Here is a 25,372-nt window from a genome sequence, read left to right as displayed (position 1 = left end):
TCTATATCTTCAGTCATAAAGTGTAAACGGGGTTTTACACTTTGGACGGATTAATCCTGGAATTGGCCAAAAAAACGCAATAAAGTAGCGAAAAACGAGATCCAAACTACAATTTCTAACTGTAACAGCTTTAATTTTCATAGATTTCAAGATTCTATGCTGGTTTTAATTTCCATAGCAAAACGATTAACCACATATTAATGATGTAACTGGCACATGCACTGTTGGAAGACGTTATCCGACATATCGACCTTAACAGGAGCATAATATGCATATGACAAAGCTGGCTTCACTCTTCCTTACCGCTACACTCAGCCTCGCCAGCGGCGCGGCACTGGCTGCTGAAAGCAACGCGCAGTCCAATAACGGTCAGGCAAATTCCTCGGCTGATGCAGGACAAGTCGCCCCAGACGCCCGCGAAAACGTGGCGCCAAATAATGTCGACAACAGTAACGTGAATTCAGGTGGCACAATGCTGCACCCGGACGGTTCATCAATGAACCATGAAGGGATGACCAAAGATGAGATGCACAAAAACACGATGTGTAAGGACGGTCGCTGCCCTGATGTGAATAAGAAGGTTGAGACCGGAAACGGCATCAACAATGATGTTGACACAAAAACTGATGGCACCACGCAGTAACGCTGAAATTAAAGCTAATAACGGGAGAGCAATAGCTCTCCTTTTTAATTTTATCATCCCAAAAACGGTATGATGGCATACAGTAAAGATGAGAATAACAAAGGGATGGCATAATGGCGCACGCACATACTCATACTTCCTCTGAGCAACCCAAGGACAATAATGCCCGCCGACTGATGTTCGCATTCTGCATTACAGCCGGATTTATGTTGGTTGAAGTGGTGGGTGGAATACTTTCTGGTTCACTGGCCTTGCTGGCCGACGCCGGGCATATGCTCACGGATGCTGCGGCGCTGCTTTTCGCGCTGCTGGCCGTCCGGTTTTCCCGTCGCCCGCCCACAATACGACACACCTTCGGCTGGCTGAGGCTCACGACGCTGGCCGCATTTGTTAATGCCATCGCATTGGTCGTTATCACCATTTTAATCGTCTGGGAGGCGATTGAGCGCTTCCAGACGCCTCGACCCGTGGCTGGCGGCATGATGATGGTTATTGCTATCGCGGGTCTACTGGCCAACGTGCTCGCTTTTTGGGTTTTACATCGCGGCAGTGAAGAGAAAAATCTGAACGTCCGCGCCGCGGCGCTGCATGTGATGGGCGATTTACTCGGCTCGGTCGGGGCAATCATCGCTGCGCTGATTATTATCTGGACGGGCTGGACACCCGCGGACCCAATTCTCTCGATTCTGGTTTCCGTGCTGGTGCTGCGTAGCGCCTGGCGATTGCTAAAAGATAGCGTTAATGAATTACTGGAAGGTGCCCCGCTGACGCTGGATATCGCCGCACTGCAGCGCCATCTCAGCCGGGATATCCCTGAAGTCCGCAACGTTCACCATGTCCATGTCTGGATGGTGGGCGAAAAACCGGTAATGACGCTGCATGTTCAGGTGATCCCGCCACACGATCACGATGCGTTGCTGGAGCGTATTCAGCATTTCCTTATCCATCACTACCAGATTGAACACGCCACAATCCAGATGGAGTATCAGCCGTGCAATGGGCCGGACTGTCACCTGTATCAGGGCGTGTCCGGCCATTCACATCATCACCATTAATGAGAAAGCGCGTGGGAACCCCGCTCACGCGCGCTGTTAATCCACATCCTGCTACCGTTCAGGGCGATAACCGTCAGGATCATATATTCCAGCGACATGGCATATACGCCTTGCAGGGCAAAGATCACCACGCTAATGACGTTAATGATCACCCAGAGCAGCCAGTTTTCAACGTATTTGCGCGTCATCAGGATCATCGCTGCAATCGACAGCACCATCATGCAGGAGTCCCAGAACGGGAATGCATCGGGTTGTAGTTCAGGCACAACAACATGTAATCCCAATGCCTGCATAATATTCACCGCAATGCCTGTCAGGAACGCAAAGACCGGATCGATATAGATCGACATCAGGCCGATCGCCACCACGCAAGCCGCCAGCCAGCCGATCGCTTTTGGAAGCGGTAGCCAGCGAATTTTCAGTTCCGCTTCATGCTGGTTGGTTTGCCGGGACCAGGCATACCAGCCGTAGATGTTTGCGGCAAAGAAGAAAACTTGCAGCAACAAGCTGGCATAGAGCTGGATCTGAAAGAAGATAATTGCAAACAGCGTGACGTTTATCAGACCGAAGAAGTAATTGCTGATTTTCTCAAGGCTCGCCAGGCCAATACACAGCAACCCGGCGATCGTTCCCACGGCTTCGATCCACGACAAATCGTAACCACCCGCGCCAATCGGAATATGTACCAGAATGTTCTGCGTGCTAAAAAAGTCCATCTTTTCCCCCAGAGCAAAAATAAATAATTACGCTCGAAGTGTAGCCGCAAATTCCAACATACGGTTTAACGGCAACAGCGCCCCTTCTCTCAGCGAGTCCTCAACATGTATCTCATGAGCCGCGCCGCCATGTTCCAGGCCCTCAGCAATCGCCTTCAGGCCATTCATCGCCATCCACGGACAATGCGCACAGCTGCGACAGGTTGCCCCCTCGCCAGCCGTCGGAGCTTCAAGCAGCTCTTTATCCGGAACGGCCTGCTGCATTTTGTAAAAAATGCCCCGGTCAGTCGCCACAATCAACTGCTTATGCGGTAACGATTTAGCCGCGTTGATGAGCTGGCTGGTTGAGCCAACCGCATCTGCCATATCAACGATAGACTGAGGGGACTCCGGGTGCACCAGCACCGCGGCATCAGGGTAAAGCCCTTTCATGCGTGTTAAAGCCTGGGTTTTAAACTCGTCGTGGACGATACAGGCCCCCTGCCAACAGAGCACGTCTGCGCCGGTCTGTTTTTGCACGTAGTTGCCCAGATGTCTGTCCGGAGCCCAGATGATTTTTTCACCTAAACTATCAAGATGTTCAATAAGTTCAACCGCGATACTGGAAGTCACGACCCAGTCCGCACGTGCTTTAACGGCAGCAGAGGTATTGGCGTAAACCACCACGGTACGATCCGGATGCGCGTCGCAAAATGCGCTGAACGCGTCAATCGGACAGCCCAGATCTAATGAACATTCCGCCTGTAAGGTCGGCATCAGGATGGTCTTTTCCGGGCTGAGAATTTTGGCAGTTTCTCCCATAAACCTCACGCCCGCAACCAGCAGCGTAGAGGCAGAATGCTTTGCACCGAACCGCGCCATCTCCAGAGAATCAGAAATACAGCCCCCGGTCTCTTCCGCTAACTGCTGAATTTCAGGATCGGTGTAATAATGCGCGACCATAACGGCATCACGCTCTTTCAGCAGGCGCTTGATTTTTTCACGATAAAATTGCTTTTCATCCACACTTAGCGGTACTGGCTTCGGCGGAAACGGATAAATTGCTGCTTCTGGATCAAACATCACGCTCATCTTGCTTTCTCGTTTCACTGGCTTAACGAAATAACCGATTAAAAGCGTGACGCACGCCATATTCGGTTTGATTTGTTTTGTATGCTAAACAAGATAGCGGATTGGCGCAGAAAAGTCACAATAATTGCGTGTGATGAATGCCGGATGGCGTCTGACGTCTTATCCGGCCTACAGGAGTAGTGTCGTCTGTAGGCTGAAAAGCAAAGGACATCAGGCAATCTTATAAATCGCAGATAGCAAAAAGGCGCCTTTAGGGCGCCTTTTTACACTGGTGGGGCGTGCAGGATTCGAACCTGCGACCAATTGATTAAAAGTCAACTGCTCTACCAACTGAGCTAACGCCCCCGTATGGGGTTTACTGCTTCAATTATTCAGGATGGTGGGTCGTGCAGGATTCGAACCTGCGACCAATTGATTAAAAGTCAACTGCTCTACCAACTGAGCTAACGACCCGCTCGGATGTCACCTGAAAAATTCTCTACTCGACACCAACATAACAATTGATATGGCGGCGTGCAGGATGACTCGACTTCGTCTCGCCCTAACGGGCCGTTGCTAAAGCAACGTTATCCTTCACGTTTAACACCTAAGTACAATGTTAAAGTTGGTGGGGCGTGCAGGATTCGAACCTGCGACCAATTGATTAAAAGTCAACTGCTCTACCAACTGAGCTAACGCCCCGAGTGGTGGGTGATGACGGGATCGAACCGCCGACCCCCTCCTTGTAAGGGAGGTGCTCTCCCAGCTGAGCTAATCACCCGATACTACGCTGGATACTGCATTAAGTGGTGGGGCGTGCAGGATTCGAACCTGCGACCAATTGATTAAAAGTCAACTGCTCTACCAACTGAGCTAACGCCCCACTTTTTTCGCCGCTTTCGGGCTGTTTGATATCCCTTGGCAACGGCGGCATATATTACTGATTTCAGATTTTAGCGCAACAAAAATTTCGATGTAAATAACTCAACTGCTTAGGAATCACACGACACGACCAGAAATAACACGATTTCTGGTCGCATGGTGGTCATTACATCGCGCCAAGGCGTTTTTGCGCTTGTTTCGCGCCATCAGTGCCAGGATATTTAGTGATAACCTGCTGATAAACCGCTTTAGCTTTTGCTGTGTCACCTTTGTCCTGCATGATGACGCCGACTTTATACATCGCGTCTGCAGCCTTAGGTGATTTTGGGAAGTTTTTAACTACCGAAGCAAAATAGAACGCAGCATCATCTTTTTTACCCTTGTTGTAATTCAACTGACCCAGCCAGTAATTCGCATTGGGCAGGTAAGTCGAGTCCGGGTACTTTTTGATGAAGTTCTGAAATGCTTCAATTGCGTCATCCTGGCGGGATTTATCCTGCACCAGAGCAATCGCTGCATTGTAATCGGTATTCGCATCGCCAGTTTGCACGGGAGCCCCTGACGTTGCTGCAGCTCCCGCATCAGGTGCAGGGGTTGCCGCCCCACTCTGATCGCCACCTGTAGACTGTGCCGCAGGCGCACTACCGCTGCCAAGATTATTCATCTGCAGCAATATCTGCTTCTGTCGCTCAACAACCTGATTCAGCTGATATTGATTTTCCTGAATTTGACCACGCAGTGAATCGATATCGGACTGATTATCGGAGAGTTGTTGCTGGAGTTGGGTTAAAAGCTGACTGTGAGCGTTAGAAATACGCTCGAGTTGAGTGACACGGTCTTCGACCGAGCCTGAGCCGACACTACTGATTGGCGCCTGTGCAAAAGCGGCCCAGGGGGCCGCTATGCCAACCAGTAACGACAGACTCAACAGGTGATGTCTGAAGTTACTGCTCATGCAATTCTCTTAGTAAACCAGTACGGCGCGACGGTTTTTGGCGTAAGCCGCTTCGTCATGACCCAGTACTGCAGGTTTTTCTTTACCGTAAGAAACGATGGAGATCTGGTCAGCAGAAACGCCTTTACCCTGCAGGTACATCTTAACGGCGTTCGCACGACGCTCACCCAGGGAGATGTTGTACTCAGGAGTACCACGTTCGTCCGCATGACCTTCTACGGTGACTTTGTAAGACGGGTTGCTACGCAGGAAGTTAGCGTGAGCATCCAGCATTGCAGCGAAGTCAGAACGGATATCGTACTTGTCGAGATCGAAGTAAACGATGTTGTTCTGCTGCAGCTGTTGCATCTGAAGACGCGCTTGCTCTTCAGAAGACATGTTGCCGCTGCCGTTTGCATCCATACCAGTGCCGGCACCCAGCATGCCTTCGCTGCCGTCATTGCTGGCGTTCTTGTTAGAAGAACACGCTGCAATAGCCATAACAGGCAGAGCAATCATCAGCCCTTTCAGCACTTTGTTCAGTTGCATTTCAATGATTCCTTTATTAATCAATTATTTATTATCACAGATACGGCGACCAGGCAGGGAATTTAACCTGACCATCAGTTGCCGGAAGACGCGCTTTGAAACGCCCATCTGTAGAAACCAAATTCAGCACGGATCCCATCCCCTGAGAAGAGCTGTAGATTACCATAGTGCCGTTAGGTGCCAGACTTGGCGTTTCATCCAGGAACGTTGACGACAGGACTTGTACGCCACCCGCTACCAGATCTTGTTTGGCAATGTGCTGCTGACCATTGGCTGAGCTTACCATTACCATAAACTTACCGTCGCTGCTCACATCCGCATCCTGGTTTTGCGAACCTTCCCAGGTAATACGCTGCGGAGCACCGCCGTTGACGTTAACTTTATATACCTGCGGACGACCGGCCTGGTCAGAGGTAAAGGCCAGGTTTTGGCTGTCCGGGAACCAGGTAGGTTCCGTGTTATTGCTGCGACCATCCGTCACCTGACGGATCTGACCGGAACCAATGTCCATGACATACAGGTTCAGGCTACCGGTTTTAGACAGGGCAAACGCCAGTTTGCTGCCATCCGGAGAAAACGCAGGTGCACCGTTGTGACGTGGGAACGACGCTACCTGACGAACCGCGCCATTAGACAACGTCTGAATAACCAGCGCAGAACGACCGCTTTCGAAAGTGACGTACGCCAGTTTTGAACCGTCCGGAGACCATGCCGGAGACATCAGCGGCTGCGGAGAACGGTGTACCACGAACTGGTTGTAGCCATCATAGTCGGATACACGTAATTCGTACGGGAACTGGCCGCCGTTCGTCTGAACAACATAAGCGATACGGGTACGGAATGCACCTTTAATACCGGTCAGTTTTTCAAACACTTCGTCACTTGCAGTATGGCCCGCGTAACGCAACCACTGCTTGTTCACTTTATAGGTGTTCTGTGCCAGTACGGTACCCGGTGCGCCACCGGTATCTACCAGTTGATAAGCAACGCTGTAGGAACCATCCGGATTAGGCGTAACCTGACCTACTACCACGGCATCAATACCCAGCGCAGACCATGCGGCAGGTTGAACTTCCTGTGCGGTACCCGGCTGCTGCGGCAGGCGAGAACGGTCTAACGGATTAAATTTACCGCTGTTACGCAGGTCAGCGCCTACGATACCACTGATATCTTCAGGTGCAGCACCCGGCCCTGCCCACTGGAAGGGGACAACACCAATCGGGCGTGCCGAGTCCACCCCCTGGGTGATCTCGATACGTACTTCTGCGTGCAGCACCGCTGCCCACAGCATCAGAAAACCAAATGCTACTCGTAATGCCTGCTTCATCATATCTCCCTTATCTGGACGGAAAGCCCACGATAATTTAGCAGAATGTTAACAAACTCAAATACACAAAACTACCAGAACGCTGTCTCAACCTTAGACCGTTTCCCCTGAATTCTCAGGGACGTTATTACAGTTTAAAGTCCAGCTTGGCATCTTTTACTTTTTCATAAACAGCCTGGCTAGGCGGTTTAGGAATTCTGGCTGTTTTCGCAGCCGTCAGCGCAGCCTGACACAATGCCGGATCTCCGCCCTCTTCGGTCACATCCAGTAACAGACCATCGGGTGCTAACTTGATATGTAATACGCAAGATTTACCCGCATACAAATCGGCACCATACAGACGGCTCTGGATCGCATTACGAATTTGAGATGCGTAAGCACTGATATCAGCGCCAGATGCACCGCCATTTGCACCACTTGTACCACTATCTTTCGCCGGTTGACCGTTTCCTTTCGCTCCACCACCCGATTTCGGTGCATTCTTACCGGAGCTTAAGTCGCCCAACAAGTCGTCAACGCCAGAGGCTGCAGCTGCTTTTTCGGCCGCAGCCTTTTTCGCAGCCGCCGCTTTATCTGCCGCAGCTTTCTTATCGGCAGCGGCTTTCTCGGCTGCAGCTTTTTTATCTGCTGCTGCTTTTTCCGCTGCGGCTTTCTTATCAGCCGCAGCCTTTTCAGCAGCGGCAGCTTTCGCGGCAGCGGCTTTTTCTGCTTTCTCTGCAGCAGCTTTCTCGGCTGCTGCTTGCTTAGCGGCTTCAGCCTGAGCTTTCTTCGCAGCGTCTGCGGCAGCCTTAGCAGCTTGTGCTTCGGCAATTTTCTTCGCATCAGCGGCGGCTTTAGCGGCTTCAGCCTCTGCTTTTTTCTGTGCGTCCGCAGCGGCTTTCTTCGCGGCATCTGCCGCTTGTTTCGCCTGAGCATCTGCTTTGGCCTTCGCGTCTGCAGCAGCCTTCGCCGCAGCTTCTTCAGCCTGTTTCTGTTGCTCTTGCGCTTTCGCGGCGGCGGCTTCGGCCTGTTTCTGCTGTTCCGCCTGTTCGCGCACTTTTTCCTGCGCGGCTAAACGTTCTTTTTCAAGTTGCTTCAGTCGCTCTTGCTCGGCCGCCTGCTTCTCGCGAAGCTCTTCAGCTTGCTGCTGCGCCTGTTTTTCACGCTGCTCTTCTGCACGTTTAGCACTTGCCTGCTGTTGCTGCTGCCTGTCGTACTGTTGCACAACGGCGCCAGGATCGACCATAACGGCGTCGATGGACGAACCGCCACCGCCGCCGGCTGAAGCATCAATGTGCTCATCGAACGAACTCCAGATCAGCGCTGCAAATAAAATGACATGCAGCACCGCTGAAATAATTATCGCCCTTTTGAGCTTGTCGTTTTGTTCGGTTGCCTTTGACACTCTCGGTTCCCAAAAAACTGTTCGCCTGTTACGCGCTATCTTTCAAGCCAGCAAAACGCAGTCATCAGATTGGCTGCGTCATCAAGCCAACCGATTTTACGCCTGCACTGTGTAACAAGTTCAGCGCTTTAATTATTTCATCATAAGGCACGTCTTTCGCACCACCGATTAAAAAGACCGTTTTCGGATTGGTCTGCAGGCGACTTTTCGCTTCCGCGATAACCTGCTCCGGCGGCAGTTGATCCATACGATCTTTCTCAACGACCACGCTGTATTGCCCTATCCCGGAAACTTCAATAATGACCGGCGGTTCGTCGTTACTGCTGACAGCTTGCGATTCGGTCGCATCCGGCAGGTCAACTTCCACACTCTGCGTAATAATCGGCGCGGTTGCCATAAAGATCAGCAACAGCACCAGTAGTACGTCGAGCAGCGGTACAATATTGATTTCGGACTTGAGTTCGCGACGACCTCGTCCACGCGTTCTGGCCATGGCTTACCCCTTGTTGCTCTCGCTAACGGTAAACGCCTGGCGGTGCAGAATCGCGGTGAACTCTTCCATAAAGTTGTCGTAATTCAGTTCCAGCTTGTTCACGCGCTGATTCAGTCGGTTGTAAGCCATAACCGCCGGGATTGCCGCAAACAGACCGATAGCCGTTGCAATCAACGCTTCCGCGATACCCGGTGCGACCATTTGCAGCGTTGCCTGTTTTACCGCGCCTAACGCGATAAATGCGTGCATGATCCCCCAAACGGTACCGAACAGACCGATATACGGGCTGATGGAGCCGACGGTGCCAAGGAATGGAATATGCGTTTCCAGCGTTTCCAGTTCACGGTTCATCGAGATACGCATCGCACGGGATGCCCCCTCAACGACCGCTTCCGGCGCATGACTATTCGCCCGATGCAGACGCGCAAACTCTTTGAATCCGCTGTAGAAAATTTGTTCCGAACCCACCAGATTATCACGACGCCCCTGGCTTTCCTGATACAGGCGCGACAATTCAATGCCGGACCAGAACTTGTCTTCAAATGCTTCAGCTTCACGTGAAGCCGCATTAAGAATACGGGTCCGCTGGATAATAATGGCCCAGGATGCGATTGAGAAACCAATCAAAATCAACATGATAAGTTTAACCAGAAGGCTTGCCTTCAGGAACAAATCAAGGATATTCATGTCAGTCACTGCTTAAACTCCGCGACAATAGACTTGGGAAGCGCACGAGGCTTCATTTTGAGTGGATCAACGCAAACAATCAGAACTTCGGCTTCATTCAGCACGGTGTTCTCTGCGTTGACAATGCGTTGCGTGAAAACCAATGAGGTGCCACGCATTGACGTAATTTCGGTTTGGACTTCGAGCATATCGTCGAGCCGGGCAGGCGCAAAATACTCCAGCGTCATCTTGCGCACCACAAAGGCTACACGTTCGGCCAACAGGACCTGCTGACTGAAGTGATGATGACGCAGCATTTCTGTGCGTGCTCTTTCGTAAAAAGCGACGTAGCTGGCGTGGTATACCACCCCACCGGCATCGGTGTCTTCATAGTAGACACGAACCGGCCATCGAAACATATACTTGTTCATTCTTACTGCCTCTTTGTTGGCTTCGCCCACTCACACCGGTCGCTTAACTTTGTAGGCGCCTGGTGACTCGCGTTCTTGCCGCCGCGATGCTTCAAGAATGTCGTTGTATATCGCGCTGTATTCACTTTACATCCCGGTAATGCAATTAAGTTGCGTCCTGATGGTCCAGTGTCGCCACCGCACACAACTCCAGGGCACAACCTTAGGTTAATGCTTTCAAACTTCGCTACTATACGCGCGGGAATGGTGCTTTGGAATGGGGGAAAGTAAACGGAGAGTAAAAATTTATGGGCTTATGCAAGCCCATAAATATTTAAGGATGTTTCTTATTCAAAAGAAGAAGAAAATCAGACCAACAACCAGGACGATATCCGCGATTAGCGGGCAGAAAATGCCCTGCCAGTGTACGGCGCGAGGACGAAAACCAACGCCGTGAATGATGCCTGCGCAGACCGCCCACATCAGCAGGAGACCATGCCAGATTTCCAGCTCACTGGTTTTGGCCGCGAAACGTGACGGATCCCAGAATATGCAGCCAGCCAACACGATTGCCAGCACAAAGGAAAGCGCCCGCAAGGGGCGCTTATCCATCGCGTTATACTGCATCGCGATAATGTTGGTCATCAGCTATCTTCTTGTCCGGCTTTGCCTGATTCAACGTGCTCAAGCGCCAGCGCTGTGATTATCCCAAATGCACAGGCAAGAAGCGTTCCCAAAATCCATGCGAAATACCACATTTTAAGCTCCTTACTTAGTACAGAGAGTGGGTGTTGCTTTCAATATCTTCTTTGGTGATGCGACCGAACATCTTCCAGTAACACCAGCCGGTGTACAGCAGAATGATCGGAACGAACACACAAGCTACATACGTCATCAGATTCAGCGTCAGCTGGCTGGACGTTGCATCCCACATGGTCAGACTTGCGTTCATCATGGTGCTGGATGGCATCACAAACGGGAACATTGCGATACCAGCCGTCAGGATGATGCAGGCTAACGTCAGTGAAGAGAAGACGAACGCCCATGCCCCTTTCTCCATACGAGAAGTCAGGATGGTCAACAGCGGCAGAACCACGCCCAGTGCAGGAACCAGCCACAGGATAGGTGCATTGTTAAAGTTCACCATCCATGCGCCAGCCACGCGAGCCACTTCTTTGGTCAGCGGGTTAGAGGCGGCATGATGATCCAGTGCTGAGGTCACAACATAACCGTCAATACCGTAAATCACCCACACACCAGCCAGCGCGAAGCAGACCATAGTGACCAGTGCCGCAACCTGCGACGTTGCACGCGCACGCAGATGCAGTTCACCTACCGTACGCATCTGCAGATAGGTCGCGCCCTGGGTGATGATCATCCCAACACTCACGACACCCGCCAGCAGACCAAACGGATTCAGCAACTGGAAGAAGTTACCGGTGTAGTACAAACGCATGTAGTCGTCTACGTGGAACGGAACCCCTTGCAGCAGGTTGCCGAACGCCACGCCAATAACCAGCGGTGGAACGAAGCTACCAATGAAGATGCCCCAGTCCCACATGTTGCGCCAGCGCATGTCTTCAATCTTGGAGCGGTAATCAAAACCGACCGGACGGAAGAACAAAGACGCCAGTACCAGGATCATCGCCACATAGAAACCGGAGAACGCAGCGGCATACACCATCGGCCAGGCAGCGAACAGTGCGCCACCCGCGGTGATGAGCCAAACCTGGTTACCGTCCCAGTGCGGGGCGATGGAGTTAATCATAATTCGACGCTCGGTATCATTACGACCGAGGAAACGGGTGAGCATGCCCACCCCCATGTCGAAGCCATCAGTGACCGCGAAACCAATCAGCAGAATGCCAACCAGCAGCCACCAGATAAAACGCAATACTTCATAATCGATCATTTGACGACTCCTGTCTTAGCGTGCCGGCTGAGAAGTCACAGTGGACTGCTCGTAGTGATAACGACCGGTTTTCAGGCTACTCGGCCCAAGGCGTGCGAACTTGAACATCAGATACAGTTCAGCCACCAGGAACAGGGTATACAGGCCGCAAATCAACAGCATCGAGAAGATGAGGTCGCCAGCGGTCAGCGAAGAGTTCGCTACGGCTGTTGGTAACACTTCACCAATCGCCCACGGTTGGCGGCCGTACTCTGCAACAAACCAACCGGATTCAATGGCAATCCACGGCAGAGGAATCGCATACAGCGCGGTGCGCAGCAGCCATTTTTTCTCACCGATACGGTTACGAATCACGGTCCAGAAGGACACTGCGATGATTGCCAGCATCAGAATGCCGCACGCCACCATAATACGGAAAGCGAAGTACAGCGGCGCAACGCGAGGAATAGAATCTTTCGTTGCCTGCTGAATTTGCGCTTCGGTCGCGTCGGTGACGTTATCCGTATAGCGTTTCAGCAGCAGACCATAACCCAGGTCTTTCTTCATGCTGTTGAACTGGTCGCGAACGGCCTGATCGGTAGTACCCGCACGCAGTTCTTCCAGCAGTTGATACGCTTTCATCCCGTTACGGATGCGCTCTTCGTGCTGCACCATCAGGTCTTTCAGACCAATGACCGGTGTATCAACAGAGCGGGTGGCAATGATGCCCAGCGCATAAGGAATTTGAATCGCAAAATGGTTTTCCTGCGCATCCTGGTCCGGAATACCGAACAGGGTAAAGGAAGCCGGTGCAGGCTGCGTTTCCCATTCTGCTTCAATAGCAGCAAGTTTGGTTTTCTGCACGTCGCCCATTTCGTAACCGGATTCATCACCCAGAACGATAACAGACAGAATAGCAGCCATACCAAAGCTGGCGGCGATTGCAAAAGAACGTTTAGCAAACGCGAAGTCACGACCGCGCAGCATATAGTAGGAGCTGATCCCCAGAACGAACATCGCGCCACAAACATAACCAGATGCCACAGTGTGAACAAATTTCACCTGTGCTACCGGGTTGAGCACCAGTTCAGAGAAGCTCAGCATCTCCATGCGCATGGTTTCAAAGTTGAAATCCGCGGCGATTGGGTTTTGCATCCAGCCGTTCGCAACCAGAATCCACAGTGCGGACAGGTTAGAACCCAGGGCCACCAGCCAGGTGACGCACATATGCTGGACTTTACCCAAACGGTCCCAGCCGAAGAAGAACAGACCTACAAAGGTGGATTCGAGGAAGAAGGCCATCAAACCTTCGATCGCCAGCGGCGCACCGAAAATATCCCCTACATAGTGGGAGTAGTAAGACCAGTTAGTCCCGAACTGGAACTCCATGGTCAGACCGGTTGCCACACCCAGAGCGAAGTTGATACCAAACAACTTGCCCCAGAACTTGGTCATATCTTTATAAATCTGTTTGCCGGAAAGGACGTAGACCGTTTCCATGATGGCCAGCAAGAACGCCATACCTAGCGTCAGTGGCACAAACAGGAAGTGGTACATCGCGGTCAAGGCAAACTGTAAGCGCGACAGTTCGACTATATCTAACATCATGACTCCTTGCTCATCGCATGAAGACTCCGAGAGTGAACCCCGTTAGAAAGGGTCACACGCATGCCCCAATACAAATTTATCTGCTTCCCTCCGCCGCTGCTCTTTCTTCTCATTTGAAGAAAGGACAATGATGAAAGGTTACAAACATGTTAATAAAACACTCAAATTGATCCCGCAATTATATTACGCCGTAAAATCCTTACAATAAACAGGTTTTTATCGAGGTAAATTTGCATTTTTCGATAGTGATCAATTTATAGCTAATTTATCACTTTCAGACCAATTTGATCTGCAGCAATTTAACCTCTTTTGAGGTTGTTTACCAAGATTTAAACATTGATTTAAATCAATTTTCAAATTTAATGTTAATAGTGTTTAACAGTCAGGCGACTAGTGAACGCCATGTTAACGGTATGTTTTTCAATGAGTAATTGCCGTTACTACAAATGATAGGATATTTATTTAAATCTACACGATCTTTTAACCCGCCCGACTGACAAAATTGCCAGCAGATAAAGAGTCACTATTGCCGGGTAGCTCACAGTTTTTTGTTTAGCAAGTCATGGAATTGTTATTTCATACAAATTATTCATTTAAATTTTACTTATAATTAACACCAAGATGTAACTATCTCAAATGGAAGCGAAAGCGTCCCTCATTGACAGACGCATTGGGTTTGACGTCCTCAGCACAGCGCAGGCGTTTCGCTTAAAGCATCACTGAAAGTTATCACTCACTTCTCTTTTTCTCTTATGTGGCAACGTTTAAATATGCCACAAACAATTCATTATCATTTTTATCTTAAATTTAACAAAATATAATTATGTCATATAAGATTAAAAAATAAAAAACCGTTATCCCGTTCACAAGTTATTTAGTAAAGGTAATTTTTTAAATTATAAAAAATGACGCATAAATGAGGCGCACAACAAAATAAGATTTCGATCACAAACATGGCAAGTCATTTATTCGTCATTTTCATGGTAAATTAAAAAAAGCCGCAAAAACAACATTCAAACACCTGATAAACAAGGGTTTTTACAAATAAAAAATATAACAATCATTTTGCGCAGGATATTTTGAAAATAGATCAATTGCTTCCTTTTCCGCTTACACAGAAACTCCGACCCTATTAAGAGGTTGTCACAAGCCATGTTCTAAATATTAGAAAATAATTTTCACTTATTGACCATCAGCCCTACAGAGGATTACCCATGAAGAAATCTACACTTGTTATTGGCGTCATCGGTGCTGACTGCCATGCAGTAGGTAATAAAGTTCTGGATCGCGTTTTTACTGCTCATGATTTTCACGTAATCAACCTCGGGGTGATGGTGAGCCAGGATGAATATATTGATGCCGCGATTGAAACAGGCGCCGATGCCATCGTGGTGTCCTCTATCTACGGTCATGGCGACATTGACTGTCTCGGGTTACGTGAGCGCTGCATCGAACGCGGCCTCGGCGACATTCTGCTGTACGTCGGTGGCAACCTGGTAGTTGGTAAACATGACTTCGGCGATGTGGAAGTGAAGTTTAAGGAGATGGGTTTTAACCGCGTCTTCGCACCAAGCCACGACCTGGAAGATGTCTGCGCGCTTATCACCAATGATATTCGCCAACACAATGGCCTCGAGCAGCGTTGCCTGGAAGAGGCTATCTGATGCAAACAGTTTCTGTCGATATCGGCTCGACATGGACCAAGGCTGCCCTCTTCGCCTATGAAGGCGAGGAATTAACCCTGGTAAACCATGTCCTGACCCCAACCACCACACATCATCTGGCAGACGGTTTTTTTGCCAGCCTGAATCAGGTGCTGAACGTTGCCGATGCTCGCCCGTTACTGAAAAGTGGTGAAGTGCAGTTGAAATACTCCTCCTCGGCCAAAGGTGGACTCGCCGTTGCAGCAATGGGGCTGGTGCCTTCCATTACGCTGGAATCAGCAAAAGTTACCGCCCATTCGGCAGGAGCGAAAATCGCGCAATATTATTCGTACAAACTGAACCGGCATGACATCCAGGAGCTGGAATCATCACCGCCAGACATTCTGTTGTTTACCGGCGGTACAGACGGTGGCGAAGAAAGCTACGGCCTGGCGAATGCGCACGCGCTGGCAGGCTCAACGCTTGATTGCGCCATTATCTACGCCGGAAATCGGGACATTCAGGACGAAATACAAACGATTCTGGGACATAAAGATCTGACCACGGTAGACAACATTCTGCCTGATCTCGATCACCCAAATCCGTTTGCCGCGCGCCAGGCGATTTGCGATGTGTTCTTGTCACGCATTGTCAAAGGTAAAGGTCTGGACGTCATCGTCGGCGAAACCGGCGAAGAGCCAATGCCGACGCCATGGACGGTATATGAGTTAGTCAAAGCCATTAGCGATTACGACAGCGCATGGAAGGAATTCATGCTGATTGATATGGGCGGAGCCACCACGGATGTCTATTCGGCCAGCGCGAATACCCTCTCCCCCGATACCGTCCTGCATGGTGTTCCTGAACCGTTCGTCAAACGTACCGTTGAAGGCGACCTGGGAATGCGCGTTTCCGCCGTCGTGGTGGGAGAAAGTACGCAGGATATGGTGAAAGTCATCTTCGCCCAACAACCGCAGCGCGAGGAAGCGTTTTACCGCTACCTACGTCATCTGGTTGGGCAACCGGATTACCTGCCGCTCAGCGAGGAGGAGAAGTATTTCGACACCCTGCTGGCAGGTTTGTGCGTGGGCTATGCCGCTGAGCGCCACGCGGGCACTAAAAAGCAGGTTTGCACCTGCGTGGGTAACGTGGATTTACAGATGGGTCGCGATCTCACCACCGTACGCAAAGTCGTCGGTTCAGGGGGATGGCTCTCTCGCGCCAGCCAGTTCGATATCCATAGCTGGCTCAAATACCGGGAGCTGGACGACCAGGGTAAAAGAATTTTGTTACCGAATCAGTTTGAGTATTACCGCGATTCAAATGGCCTGCTCCCGCTACTGGCAAACGTCGCCAGGCTGTACCCGCAAGCCGCTGCTCGCACCAGCATTCAGTGTTTAACCCTATAAAACTTAAGGCAGCTACGAATGGAACTTCGAAATAAAAAATTGACCCATGACGAATTCATGACCGAAAGGCATCAGGTATTACAAACCTGGGAAACCGGCAAAGACGTTGAGAACTTCGAAGATGGCGTGAAGTACCAGCAATCAATCCCGGATAATAAGCGCTTCTCCCTTGCTCTGCTGAAGGCCGATCAGGAAGGGAAAACCCTGAGCCAGCCGCGCGCAGGCGTAGCATTAATGGATGAGCATATTGCGCTGCTCAAAACATTGCAGGAAGAGTGCGACCTCCTGCCGAGTACTATCGATGCCTATACCCGTCTGAACCGCTATGAAGAAGCCGCCGTCGGGATCCAGAAATCTATCGAAGCAGGTACTTCCAAGCTGAATGGTTTACCGGTCGTCAATCACGGGGTTGCTGCCTGCCGTCGTATGACTGAAGCGCTGGAAAAACCAATCCAGGTTCGTCACGGCACGCCGGATGCGCGCCTGCTGGCAGAAATCGCCATGGCCAGTGGCTTTACCAGCTACGAAGGCGGCGGCATCTCCTACAACATTCCTTACGCTAAACGTGTCACTCTGGAAAAATCCATCCGCGACTGGCAGTACTGCGACCGCCTGATGGGCATGTACGAAGAGAACGGTATTCGTATCAACCGTGAACCGTTTGGCCCACTGACCGGCACCTTGATCCCGCCGTTTATGTCCCACTCGGTGGCGATTATCGAAGGTCTGTTGGCTCTGGAACAAGGCGTGAAGTCAATTACCGTTGGCTACGGCCAGGTCGGTAGCCTGACGCAGGATATTGCAGCGATTCAGGCGCTGCGCGAACTTTCCCACGAATATTTCCATAACCACGGCTTTGACGATTACGAACTGAGTACCGTTTTCCACCAGTGGATGGGCGGATTCCCGGAAGATGAAGCAAAAGCCTTCTCCGTTATCGCCTGGGGCGCAGCGGTTGCCGGTATGTCAGGTGCCACCAAAGTGATCACCAAAAGTCCGCACGAAGCGTTCGGTATCCCAACGGCAGCAGCGAACGCCCAGGGTCTGAAAGCTTCGCGCCAGATGCTCAACATGGTCAGCGACCAGAAATTCCCGCAGTGCGCTGCCGTGGAGCAGGAAGTTGATCTGATTAAGAGCGAAGTCCGCGCGGTGCTGAAGAAAGTCTTCGAACTGGGCAATGGCGACATTGCGCGCGGTACGGTGCTGGCCTTTGAAGCAGGCGTACTGGATGTACCTTTCGCGCCCGCCGCCTGTAACGCCGGTAAGATCCTGCCTGTTCGCGATAACACAGGCGCCATCCGTATTCTCGAAGCCGGCTCCGTTCCGCTGCCGAAAGACATTCTCGCCCTGCACCACGACTACGTCGCAGAGCGCGCGCATTTCGAAGGCCGCAAGCCTTCTTTCCAGATGGTCATTGATGACATCAACGCCGTATCCCACAGTAAATTAATAGGAAGACCATAATGAAAATTAAACAGGCCCTTTTCACAGCTGGCTACTCCTCATTTTATTTTGACGATCAGCAGGCCATCAAAAACGGCGCCGGTCATGACGGGTTTATCTATACCGGCGCTCCGGTAACGCCTGGATTTACGTCTGTTCGTCAGGCGGGTGAATGCGTATCCGTACAGCTGATTCTGGAAAACGGCGCAGTAGCAGTGGGCGATTGTGCAGCGGTGCAATATTCAGGTGCAGGTGGACGCGATCCGCTGTTCCTGGCTGAAAACTTCATTCCGTTCCTTAACGATCACATCAAACCGCTGCTGGAAGGCCGTGACGTTGATTCGTTCCTGACCAACGCCCGTTTCTTTGACGAACTGCGTATTGACGGCCATCTGCTGCATACCGCCGTACGTTATGGTCTGTCTCAGGCGCTGCTCGACGCGGCGGCACTGGCTACCGGTCGTCTGAAAGCAGAAGTGGTTTGTGATGAATGGCAACTGCCGTGCGTCCCGGAAGCCATTCCATTATTTGGCCAGAGCGGCGACGACCGTTATATCGCTGTCGACAAGATGATCCTCAAAGGTGTGGACGTCCTGCCGCATGCGCTGATCAATAACGTAGAAGAGAAGCTGGGCTTCAAAGGCGAAAAACTGCGTGAGTACGTCCGCTGGTTATCAAACCGCATCCTGAGCCTGCGCACCAACGAAACCTATCACCCGACGCTGCATATTGATGTCTACGGCACCATCGGTCTGATCTTCGATATGGATCCGGTGCGTTGCGCCGAATACATCGCCAGCCTGGAAGCCGAAGCTCAAGGCCTGCCGCTGTACATTGAAGGCCCGGTAGATGCCGGTAACAAGCCGGATCAGATCCGCATGCTCACCGAGATCACTCAGGAGCTTACCCGTCTGGGTTCCGGCGTGAAAATTGTTGCGGATGAATGGTGTAACACCTATCAGGATATCGTGGACTTCACCGACGCGGGCAGTTGCCACATGGTGCAGATCAAGACCCCGGATCTGGGCGGTATTCACAACATCGTTGATGCGGTGCTGTATTGCAACAAACACGGAATGGAAGCCTATCAGGGTGGTACCTGTAACGAAACGGAAATCAGTGCGCGTACCTGCGTACACGTCGCGCTGGCTGCGCGTCCAATGCGCATGCTGATCAAGCCGGGTATGGGTTTCGATGAAGGTCTCAACATCGTGTTTAACGAAATGAACCGCACCATCGCGCTGTTGCAAACTAAGGATTAAGAGATGGCACGCACATTTAAGATCTTATCGCCTACGGCTATCCTGGGTTATGGCTTCCCGGAAGAAAGTTTTCGTAAAGCCATGGAAGAGTCACCGGATCTTATTGCTGTTGACGCAGGTTCCTCCGATCCAGGCCCCCACTATCTGGGGGCGGGTAAACCCTTTACCGACCGGGCCGGTGTGAAACGCGATCTGCGCTATATGATCGTGGCAGGCGTGAAGAACAACATCCCGGTAGTGATCGGCACGGCCGGTGGTTCTGGCGCAGCTCCGCATCTGGAGTGGTGTCGCCAGATAATCCATGAGATCGCACAGGAAGAAAAACTGTCCTTCTCAATGGCGTTAATCCCGTCTGATGTCGACAAAGAAATCGTTCATCAGGCGCTGGATAACGGCAAAATCACCGCGCTCGATTTTGTGCCTGAACTGACTCACGATGCAATTGAAGAGAGCACCTACATTGTCGCGCAGATGGGCGTCGAGCCTTTTCAGCGTGCGCTCGAAGCTGGCGCGCAGGTGGTTCTGGGCGGACGTGCCTACGATCCGGCCTGCTTCGCCGCGCTGCCAATAATGCAGGGCTTTGATGAAGGTCTGGCACTTCATTGCGGGAAGATCCTTGAGTGTGCTGCCATTGCTGCCACCCCTGGCTCCGGCTCAGATTGTGCGATGGGGATCATTGATGACAACGGCTTTACGCTGAAGGCGTTCAATCCCAAGCGTAAGTTCACTGAAACTTCCGCTGCGGCGCACACCCTGTATGAGAAGTCCGATCCGTACTTCCTGCCAGGACCAGGCGGCGTGCTGAACCTGAAAGCGTGCACCTTTACCCAGGTTAACGAGGGCGAAGTGTATGTCAGTGGTTCACGTCATGAAGAAACACCGTATGCGTTGAAACTGGAAGGCGCGCGTCAGGTTGGCTTCCGTTGCCTGACCATCGCCGGAACGCGCGACCCAATTATGATTGCCGGGATTGACACCATTCTCGAAGAGGTACAAGCAAGCGTGGCGCGTAACCTCTCACTGAATGACGACAGTATCCGCATGACGTTCCACCTGTATGGTAAGAACGGTGTGATGGGCAACCATGAACCGATGAAAACCGCCGGTCATGAGCTGGGGATTTTACTGGATGTCGTTGCGCCGACGCAGGATATCGCCAACAGCGTTTGCTCGCTGGTACGCTCTACCCTGCTGCACTACGGCTATGAAAATCGCATTGCGACTGCGGGCAACCTCGCCTTCCCGTTCTCGCCATCTGATATTCAAAGTGGACCGGTGTATGAGTTCTCGATCTATCACCTGATTGAAGCGAGCGATGCGCTGCGATTTGATTTCCACATTGAACAGGTGACGCCAGAAGGAGTTCAGGCATGAAACACTCAATTTGTTCACTGGCGCAGGTTATTCGCTCCAAAAACGCCGGACCGTACGAACTGGTTTTAGATATTTTATTTAAAACCAGGGAAGACTATCAGCGGGTAAAAGCCTGCGAGCAATTAACGCCGCAGCTTATTGCCAGTTTATATAATGTTGAACCTGACTTCATTCACAATATCGTGTGGTTCGATCCGGCGAATGCCGTAAAAATCGTCATGCCGCGCGATATTATTTCCGGCAACGTCGGTGACAATGATGTTTATGGTGCTCAGCAACACGCTCCATTATTAAGTATTGAGTTCGACTTGTAACAAAACACACAATAACAACCATTGGAGCACTGAATTCAGCGGTATCACAGTGCTTCGAATTATTCATGCGGTTGGTCACAACAGGCGTGCGTCTGAGCTGCTGTCCAGGCTCAGGCGCACGCCACCCTACACAATTCAAATTACCAGCCTTTATCCGATGGAGTACACATGAAGAAAATAAGTTTAACGAAGATGATCATATTAGGCCTGATACTCGGCATGATTGCCGGGGTGGCCATAAATAATATGGCCGCGGCTGAAACAGCAAAATCCTATGCAGCAGATATTTCTATTTTTACCACCATATTCTTACGCATGGTAAAAATGATTATCGCGCCATTGGTTATTTCAACTCTGGTTGTTGGTATTGCCAAAATGGGCGATGCCAAAACGCTGGGACGTATATTTTCGAAAACCTTCTTCCTGTTTATTTGCGCCTCTCTGGTGTCAATTGCACTGGGTCTGGTTATCGTTAACATCTTCCAGCCAGGCGCGGGGATCAACTTCGTGCCACATGACGTCGGGGCCGTTGCCGCCGTTCAGTCAGAGCCATTCACGCTGAAAGTGTTCATCTCGCACGCGGTACCGACCAGTATTGTCGATGCGATGGCGCGTAACGAAATTCTGCAGATCGTGGTGTTCTCAATTTTCCTCGGTTGCAGCCTGGCCGCAATTGGTGAAAAAGCCGAGCCTATCGTGAAGGTTCTGGATTCACTGGTACACGTGATGCTGAAGCTGACGGGCTACGTCATGCTGTTTGCACCACTGACCGTTTTTGCCGCTATTTCTGGTCTGATTGCCGAACGTGGTCTGGGTGTGATGGTCAGCGCCGGGATCTTCATGGGTGAATTCTATCTGACCCTGGGTATGCTGTGGGCAATCCTGATTGGCCTGTCAACCATGATAGTCGGGCCTTGCATCGCGCGTTTGACCAAATCAATCCTCGAGCCTGCACTGCTGGCCTTTACTACCTCCAGCTCAGAAGCCGCCTTCCCGGGCACCCTGGACAAGCTGGAAAAATTCGGCGTTTCTTCAAAAATCGCCAGCTTCGTTCTGCCTATCGGTTACTCCTTTAACCTGGTCGGCTCCATGGCGTACTGCTCATTTGCCACCGTCTTTATTGCTCAGGCATGCAACATTGAGCTGAGCATGGGCGAGCAAATTACCATGCTGTTAATCCTGATGCTGACCTCTAAAGGGATGGCGGGCGTACCGCGTGCATCAATGGTGGTTATCGCCGCAACCCTGAACCAGTTCAACATTCCTGAAGCTGGTCTGATCCTGTTGATGGGCGTCGATCCGTTCCTCGATATGGGTCGTTCTGCTACCAACGTCATGAGTAACGCAATGGGTGCTGCCATTGTAAGTCGCTGGGAAGGTGAACACTTCGGCCAGGGTTGTCGTGGCACTGCGCCAGTGAAGACCCCGGAACAAGAACGTCCGGTTACCGAAACAGAAGTCGCGTTGTCCTGATACGACGTTATTGCCGGATGGCGCTTGCGCTTATCCGGCCTGCATAACGTTTCACTATCCGTTGGCCGGATAAGGCGGTACACCGCCATCCGGCACCATGATGAGTACACCAACAGGATTGCACCATGACTAAAACTCTTCTCGGCGTGAGTATTTTTTCCTTCAGCGTTTTGTTCAGCGCAACGACTCTCGCGCAAACCACGCCGGATTACGCAAAGCTTATCGACCAGGCACATCAAAAATATAAAAGTAACCACGATGGAAAAGTCGCCGACTACATCCCTGCCCTGGCGACCTACAGCCCGAATAACTTTGCCATTACCATTGCCACGGTGGACGGCAAGATCTACCAGGTTGGCGATGTTAACAAACCCTTCCCCATGGAATCCCTGAGCAAAGTCTTCACCATGGCGCTCGCCATGGAACAGCACGGCCCTCAGGTGGTGCTGGATAAACTCGGGGCCAATGCCACTGGCATGCCCTTCAACTCCGGTTTAGCGGTTGAGCTGACCAAAGGCGCACCTGAGAACCCGCTGGTAAACGCCGGGGCGATGAGCACCGTTAGCCTGATTGAAGCTAAAGACAAAACCGATCGCTGGAACAAAATCCTCGACAACCTGAACGTCTGGGCCGACGCCACGCTCACGGTTAATGAGCCGGTCTTTAAATCCGAGATGGAAACCAACCAGCACAATCAGGCGCTGGCGAAGCTGATGGAATCCTATAACAGCTTCTATGGCAATACCGACGAAGCTGTCGAAATTTATACCCGTCAGTGCTCGGTGGATATCACCGTTGAGCAACTGGCCAAAATGGGGGCGGTACTGGCGAACAAAGGCAAATCTCCATTCAACGGCAAGCAGTTGCTGAATGAAAAATATGTTCCGCAGGTGCTGGCAGAAATGGCGATTGCCGGACTATACGACGGCAGCGGTAAATGGCTCTACACCGTGGGCATCCCGGCAAAAAGCGGCGTCGGCGGCGGAATGGTCGCCGTTGTCCCGGGCGAATATGCGATTGCCGTCTATTCTCCGCCGCTGGATGAAGCCGGTAACAGCGTTCGCGCCCAGAAAACGATCGAATATGTCGCCGAAGCGACAAAAGCCAATGTCTTTTTAGCGCATTAAGCAATTACGGATGGCGTGAGCGCCATCCGACATATTAACTAAAAGGTGAGATGTAAACATGTCTAAACCATTTGTCTGGCAGGAACTCTTTGTTCAGAGTAAAGATAATACCGAATATGAATTACTGAGTAACCAGCACGTTGCGGTAACGGAGTTAGACGGAGAGGAAGTGATTAAGGTTGCGCCAGAAGCGCTAACCTTATTAGCCCAGCAGGCATTTTATGAGGCTTCATTTTTCCTGCGCGCCGGACATTTAAAACAGATAGCCAGCATTCTGCACGATCCGCAGGCCAGCAGTAACGATAAGTACGTCGCATTGCAACTGCTACGCAATGCTGAGGTTTCGGCCAAAGGCGTCCTGCCCAACTGCCAGGATACCGGGACGGCAACCATTGTGGCCTGCAAAGGACAGCATGTCTGGACCGGCGGCGATGACGCAGAAGCATTAAGCAAAGGCGTGTACACCACCTTCACTGAAAACAACCTGCGTTACTCGCAAAATGCCCCGCTGGACATGTATACCGAGGTCAATACCCAGACTAACCTGCCGGCGCAAATCGACATCAGCGCCACGCCGGGTAACGAATACCGTTTCCTGTTCGTCAACAAAGGCGGCGGCTCTGCTAACAAAGCGGCGCTGTTCCAGGAAACCAAATCTATTCTGCAGCCGGAAAAGCTCACCGCGTTTCTGATCGAAAAAATGAAATCACTGGGTACAGCCGCCTGCCCGCCGTATCACATCGCTTTCGTCGTTGGAGGCTTGTCCGCCGACCAGACGCTGAAGGTTGCCAAACTGGCTTCAACTAAATATTACGATAACCTGCCCACCAGCGGGAACGAACTGGGTCAGGCATTCCGCGATACAGCGCTGGAAGCCGAGCTGCTCAACGCCAGCCGCGAGTTTGGCATCGGCGCGCAGTTTGGCGGCAAATACTTTGCCCACGATATCCGGGTGATCCGCCTGCCACGCCACGGCGGCTCCTGCCCTATCGCCATGGCTCTCTCCTGCTCAGCCGACCGCAACATCAAGGCCAAAATCAACAAACACGGAATCTGGCTGGAGAAACTCGAGCATAATCCGGGCAAATTTATTCCCGATTCACAGCGGGTAGAAAATAGCGCCCAGACCGTACAACTGGATCTGAATCGTCCGTTGCGCGAGATCCTGCAAGATCTCACCACTCTGCCAATTGGGACGCGTTTATCGTTAACCGGCCCGATTGTTGTGGCTCGCGATATCGCGCATGCCAAAATCAAAGAGCGCCTGGATAACGGCGAACCAATGCCAGATTACATGAAAAACCATATCGTCTATTACGCGGGCCCGGCTAAAACCCCCAGTAATCTGGCCTGCGGTTCGCTAGGTCCCACAACCGGCGGGCGCATGGACGGTTACGTCGATGCTTTCCAGGCCGCGGGCGGCAGTCTGATCATGTTGTCGAAAGGCAACCGCAGCGCGCAAGTCACGGATGCGTGTCGCAAACATGGTGGTTTTAACCTTGGCAGCATTGGCGGCGCCGCAGCCTTGTTGGCGCAGCAGTACGTGAAGAGCCTGCACTGCCTTGAATATCCCGAGCTGGGAATGGAAGCGGTGTGGATGATGGAAGTTAAAAATATGCCGGCCTTCGTATTAGTGGATGATAAAGGCAATAACTTCTTTAGCCAGTTTGAGCAGCAGCATCGCTGCGCAACCTGTCCGGCAGGACATTAAGGAGTCAC

23 protein-coding genes, 5 tRNA genes and 1 pseudogene are annotated in these 25,372 nt (G+C 51.5%); 11 read left to right on the top strand and 18 right to left on the bottom strand.

The window, feature by feature from the left end; translation table 11 throughout:
• Nucleotides 1-268 precede the first annotated feature (268 nt).
• Nucleotides 269-643 carry a YbgS-like family protein gene (locus tag OGV52_RS05205; RefSeq protein ID WP_016152318.1) on the top strand — a complete coding sequence of 125 codons (375 nt, stop codon included), beginning with the start codon at nucleotides 269-271 and terminating at the stop codon, nucleotides 641-643.
• A 113-nt stretch (nucleotides 644-756) separates the two neighbouring features.
• Nucleotides 757-1,698 carry a CDF family zinc transporter ZitB gene (gene zitB / locus OGV52_RS05200; protein ID WP_103766042.1) on the top strand — a complete coding sequence of 314 codons (942 nt, stop codon included), beginning with the start codon at nucleotides 757-759 and terminating at the stop codon, nucleotides 1,696-1,698.
• Here the strand turns inward: zitB and pnuC are convergent.
• From pnuC to cydA, 18 genes are all read right to left on the bottom strand, one after another.
• Entirely contained in the window at nucleotides 1,695-2,414 is a 720-nt protein-coding gene (gene pnuC / locus OGV52_RS05195; RefSeq protein WP_047497780.1) for a nicotinamide riboside transporter PnuC, read from the bottom strand. The genes zitB and pnuC overlap by 4 nt on opposite strands.
• Nucleotides 2,415-2,441: 27 nt before the next feature.
• On the bottom strand, nucleotides 2,442-3,485 hold the full coding sequence (nadA, locus tag OGV52_RS05190) for a quinolinate synthase NadA (protein WP_016152315.1): 1,044 nt from the start codon (nucleotides 3,483-3,485) through the stop codon (nucleotides 2,442-2,444).
• 269 nt (nucleotides 3,486-3,754) lie between these two features.
• Nucleotides 3,755-3,830: transfer RNA gene (locus OGV52_RS05185), tRNA-Lys, on the bottom strand.
• 32 nt (nucleotides 3,831-3,862) lie between these two features.
• Nucleotides 3,863-3,938 (bottom strand) — tRNA-Lys (locus tag OGV52_RS05180).
• 152 nt (nucleotides 3,939-4,090) lie between these two features.
• Nucleotides 4,091-4,166 (bottom strand) — tRNA-Lys (locus OGV52_RS05175).
• A gap of 3 nt (nucleotides 4,167-4,169) precedes the next feature.
• Nucleotides 4,170-4,245: transfer RNA gene (locus OGV52_RS05170), tRNA-Val, on the bottom strand.
• A gap of 26 nt (nucleotides 4,246-4,271) precedes the next feature.
• Nucleotides 4,272-4,347: transfer RNA gene (locus OGV52_RS05165), tRNA-Lys, on the bottom strand.
• Nucleotides 4,348-4,512: 165 nt separating this feature from the next.
• Nucleotides 4,513-5,301, bottom strand: a complete 789-nt coding sequence (gene cpoB / locus OGV52_RS05160) for a cell division protein CpoB (RefSeq protein WP_016156016.1) — start codon at nucleotides 5,299-5,301, stop codon at nucleotides 4,513-4,515.
• A 9-nt stretch (nucleotides 5,302-5,310) separates the two neighbouring features.
• Complete coding sequence (gene pal, locus OGV52_RS05155; protein WP_003022983.1) at nucleotides 5,311-5,829, bottom strand: peptidoglycan-associated lipoprotein Pal; 519 nt, start codon at nucleotides 5,827-5,829, stop codon at nucleotides 5,311-5,313.
• A 34-nt stretch (nucleotides 5,830-5,863) separates the two neighbouring features.
• Entirely contained in the window at nucleotides 5,864-7,156 is a 1,293-nt protein-coding gene (gene tolB, locus OGV52_RS05150) for a Tol-Pal system beta propeller repeat protein TolB (protein ID WP_287108249.1), read from the bottom strand.
• A gap of 127 nt (nucleotides 7,157-7,283) precedes the next feature.
• Nucleotides 7,284-8,540: a cell envelope integrity protein TolA gene (gene tolA, locus OGV52_RS05145; RefSeq protein ID WP_016152313.1), complete on the bottom strand. Its 1,257-nt coding sequence runs from the start codon at nucleotides 8,538-8,540 to the stop codon at nucleotides 7,284-7,286.
• Between the two features lie 64 nt (nucleotides 8,541-8,604).
• Entirely contained in the window at nucleotides 8,605-9,033 is a 429-nt protein-coding gene (gene tolR / locus OGV52_RS05140; RefSeq protein ID WP_003022978.1) for a colicin uptake protein TolR, read from the bottom strand.
• A gap of 3 nt (nucleotides 9,034-9,036) precedes the next feature.
• A complete protein-coding gene (gene tolQ, locus OGV52_RS05135) occupies nucleotides 9,037-9,729 on the bottom strand; it encodes a Tol-Pal system protein TolQ (protein ID WP_016152312.1) in 693 nt (230 codons plus the stop codon).
• On the bottom strand, nucleotides 9,726-10,130 hold the full coding sequence (gene ybgC, locus OGV52_RS05130; protein WP_003831439.1) for a tol-pal system-associated acyl-CoA thioesterase: 405 nt from the start codon (nucleotides 10,128-10,130) through the stop codon (nucleotides 9,726-9,728). Before ybgC ends, tolQ begins: the two co-directional genes overlap by 4 nt.
• A gap of 330 nt (nucleotides 10,131-10,460) precedes the next feature.
• Nucleotides 10,461-10,754, bottom strand: a complete 294-nt coding sequence (ybgE, locus tag OGV52_RS05125; RefSeq protein ID WP_016152311.1) for a cyd operon protein YbgE — start codon at nucleotides 10,752-10,754, stop codon at nucleotides 10,461-10,463.
• The gene (gene cydX / locus OGV52_RS05120; protein ID WP_003022970.1) at nucleotides 10,754-10,867 is read right to left on the bottom strand and encodes a cytochrome bd-I oxidase subunit CydX; all 114 of its coding nucleotides are present in this window, start codon (nucleotides 10,865-10,867) and stop codon (nucleotides 10,754-10,756) included. Before cydX ends, ybgE begins: the two co-directional genes overlap by 1 nt.
• A 14-nt stretch (nucleotides 10,868-10,881) precedes the next feature.
• Nucleotides 10,882-12,021, bottom strand: a complete 1,140-nt coding sequence (gene cydB / locus OGV52_RS05115; protein WP_016152310.1) for a cytochrome d ubiquinol oxidase subunit II — start codon at nucleotides 12,019-12,021, stop codon at nucleotides 10,882-10,884.
• A gap of 15 nt (nucleotides 12,022-12,036) precedes the next feature.
• Complete coding sequence (cydA, locus tag OGV52_RS05110; protein WP_016152309.1) at nucleotides 12,037-13,605, bottom strand: cytochrome ubiquinol oxidase subunit I; 1,569 nt, start codon at nucleotides 13,603-13,605, stop codon at nucleotides 12,037-12,039.
• 1,217 nt (nucleotides 13,606-14,822) lie between these two features.
• Between cydA and glmS the strand changes: the two genes are divergently transcribed.
• The 9 genes and pseudogenes from glmS to OGV52_RS05065 all read left to right on the top strand — a co-directional run bounded on the left by glmS (nucleotide 14,823) and on the right by OGV52_RS05065 (nucleotide 25,364).
• On the top strand, nucleotides 14,823-15,272 hold the full coding sequence (gene glmS, locus OGV52_RS05105) for a methylaspartate mutase subunit S (protein ID WP_016152308.1): 450 nt from the start codon (nucleotides 14,823-14,825) through the stop codon (nucleotides 15,270-15,272).
• Nucleotides 15,272-16,660 (top strand): methylaspartate mutase accessory protein GlmL, encoded by a 1,389-nt coding sequence (gene glmL, locus OGV52_RS05100; RefSeq protein WP_181220656.1) that lies wholly within the window; start codon nucleotides 15,272-15,274, stop codon nucleotides 16,658-16,660. Before glmS ends, glmL begins: the two co-directional genes overlap by 1 nt.
• Nucleotides 16,661-16,678: 18 nt before the next feature.
• The gene (locus OGV52_RS05095; RefSeq protein ID WP_047497775.1) at nucleotides 16,679-18,124 is read left to right on the top strand and encodes a methylaspartate mutase subunit E; all 1,446 of its coding nucleotides are present in this window, start codon (nucleotides 16,679-16,681) and stop codon (nucleotides 18,122-18,124) included.
• On the top strand, nucleotides 18,124-19,365 hold the full coding sequence (locus tag OGV52_RS05090) for a methylaspartate ammonia-lyase (protein WP_016152305.1): 1,242 nt from the start codon (nucleotides 18,124-18,126) through the stop codon (nucleotides 19,363-19,365). Before OGV52_RS05095 ends, OGV52_RS05090 begins: the two co-directional genes overlap by 1 nt.
• Before the next feature lie 3 nt (nucleotides 19,366-19,368).
• Nucleotides 19,369-20,739 (top strand): acyclic terpene utilization AtuA family protein, encoded by a 1,371-nt coding sequence (locus OGV52_RS05085; RefSeq protein WP_016156013.1) that lies wholly within the window; start codon nucleotides 19,369-19,371, stop codon nucleotides 20,737-20,739.
• Complete coding sequence (locus OGV52_RS05080; RefSeq protein ID WP_016152303.1) at nucleotides 20,736-21,053, top strand: DUF4387 domain-containing protein; 318 nt, start codon at nucleotides 20,736-20,738, stop codon at nucleotides 21,051-21,053. Before OGV52_RS05085 ends, OGV52_RS05080 begins: the two co-directional genes overlap by 4 nt.
• 168 nt (nucleotides 21,054-21,221) lie before the next feature.
• A pseudogene (locus OGV52_RS05075) lies at nucleotides 21,222-22,503 on the top strand (dicarboxylate/amino acid:cation symporter); the annotation flags it as partial.
• A gap of 148 nt (nucleotides 22,504-22,651) precedes the next feature.
• A complete protein-coding gene (glsA, locus tag OGV52_RS05070) occupies nucleotides 22,652-23,653 on the top strand; it encodes a glutaminase A (RefSeq protein ID WP_016152301.1) in 1,002 nt (333 codons plus the stop codon).
• Nucleotides 23,654-23,711: 58 nt separating this feature from the next.
• Nucleotides 23,712-25,364 (top strand): class I fumarate hydratase, encoded by a 1,653-nt coding sequence (locus OGV52_RS05065; protein ID WP_235116603.1) that lies wholly within the window; start codon nucleotides 23,712-23,714, stop codon nucleotides 25,362-25,364.
• Nucleotides 25,365-25,372: the final 8 nt, after the last annotated feature.

It is taken from the genome of Citrobacter sp. Cb041, assembly GCF_030336655.1.
Classification (GTDB): domain Bacteria; phylum Pseudomonadota; class Gammaproteobacteria; order Enterobacterales; family Enterobacteriaceae; genus Citrobacter; species Citrobacter braakii.
This window is presented reverse-complemented; position numbering and strand designations above follow the sequence as displayed.

Excerpts from the sequence above, each read along its gene's own strand:
- OGV52_RS05090 (WP_016152305.1), top strand. The coding sequence starts at position 18,124 with ATGAAAATTAAACAGGCCCTTTTCACAGCTGGCTACTCCTCATTTTAT.
- cpoB (WP_016156016.1), bottom strand. The coding sequence starts at position 5,301 with ATGAGCAGTAACTTCAGACATCACCTGTTGAGTCTGTCGTTACTGGTT.
- pnuC (WP_047497780.1), bottom strand. The coding sequence starts at position 2,414 with ATGGACTTTTTTAGCACGCAGAACATTCTGGTACATATTCCGATTGGC.
- ybgE (WP_016152311.1), bottom strand. The coding sequence starts at position 10,754 with ATGACCAACATTATCGCGATGCAGTATAACGCGATGGATAAGCGCCCC.
- OGV52_RS05095 (WP_047497775.1), top strand. The coding sequence starts at position 16,679 with ATGGAACTTCGAAATAAAAAATTGACCCATGACGAATTCATGACCGAA.
- OGV52_RS05080 (WP_016152303.1), top strand. The coding sequence starts at position 20,736 with ATGAAACACTCAATTTGTTCACTGGCGCAGGTTATTCGCTCCAAAAAC.
- OGV52_RS05085 (WP_016156013.1), top strand. The coding sequence starts at position 19,369 with ATGGCACGCACATTTAAGATCTTATCGCCTACGGCTATCCTGGGTTAT.
- cydB (WP_016152310.1), bottom strand. The coding sequence starts at position 12,021 with ATGATCGATTATGAAGTATTGCGTTTTATCTGGTGGCTGCTGGTTGGC.
- cydX (WP_003022970.1), bottom strand. The coding sequence starts at position 10,867 with ATGTGGTATTTCGCATGGATTTTGGGAACGCTTCTTGCCTGTGCATTT.
- tolR (WP_003022978.1), bottom strand. The coding sequence starts at position 9,033 with ATGGCCAGAACGCGTGGACGAGGTCGTCGCGAACTCAAGTCCGAAATC.
- glmL (WP_181220656.1), top strand. The coding sequence starts at position 15,272 with ATGCAAACAGTTTCTGTCGATATCGGCTCGACATGGACCAAGGCTGCC.
- ybgC (WP_003831439.1), bottom strand. The coding sequence starts at position 10,130 with ATGAACAAGTATATGTTTCGATGGCCGGTTCGTGTCTACTATGAAGAC.
- pal (WP_003022983.1), bottom strand. The coding sequence starts at position 5,829 with ATGCAACTGAACAAAGTGCTGAAAGGGCTGATGATTGCTCTGCCTGTT.
- cydA (WP_016152309.1), bottom strand. The coding sequence starts at position 13,605 with ATGTTAGATATAGTCGAACTGTCGCGCTTACAGTTTGCCTTGACCGCG.
- glmS (WP_016152308.1), top strand. The coding sequence starts at position 14,823 with ATGAAGAAATCTACACTTGTTATTGGCGTCATCGGTGCTGACTGCCAT.
- nadA (WP_016152315.1), bottom strand. The coding sequence starts at position 3,485 with ATGAGCGTGATGTTTGATCCAGAAGCAGCAATTTATCCGTTTCCGCCG.
- tolB (WP_287108249.1), bottom strand. The coding sequence starts at position 7,156 with ATGAAGCAGGCATTACGAGTAGCATTTGGTTTTCTGATGCTGTGGGCA.
- glsA (WP_016152301.1), top strand. The coding sequence starts at position 22,652 with ATGACTAAAACTCTTCTCGGCGTGAGTATTTTTTCCTTCAGCGTTTTG.
- OGV52_RS05205 (WP_016152318.1), top strand. The coding sequence starts at position 269 with ATGCATATGACAAAGCTGGCTTCACTCTTCCTTACCGCTACACTCAGC.
- OGV52_RS05065 (WP_235116603.1), top strand. The coding sequence starts at position 23,712 with ATGTCTAAACCATTTGTCTGGCAGGAACTCTTTGTTCAGAGTAAAGAT.
- zitB (WP_103766042.1), top strand. The coding sequence starts at position 757 with ATGGCGCACGCACATACTCATACTTCCTCTGAGCAACCCAAGGACAAT.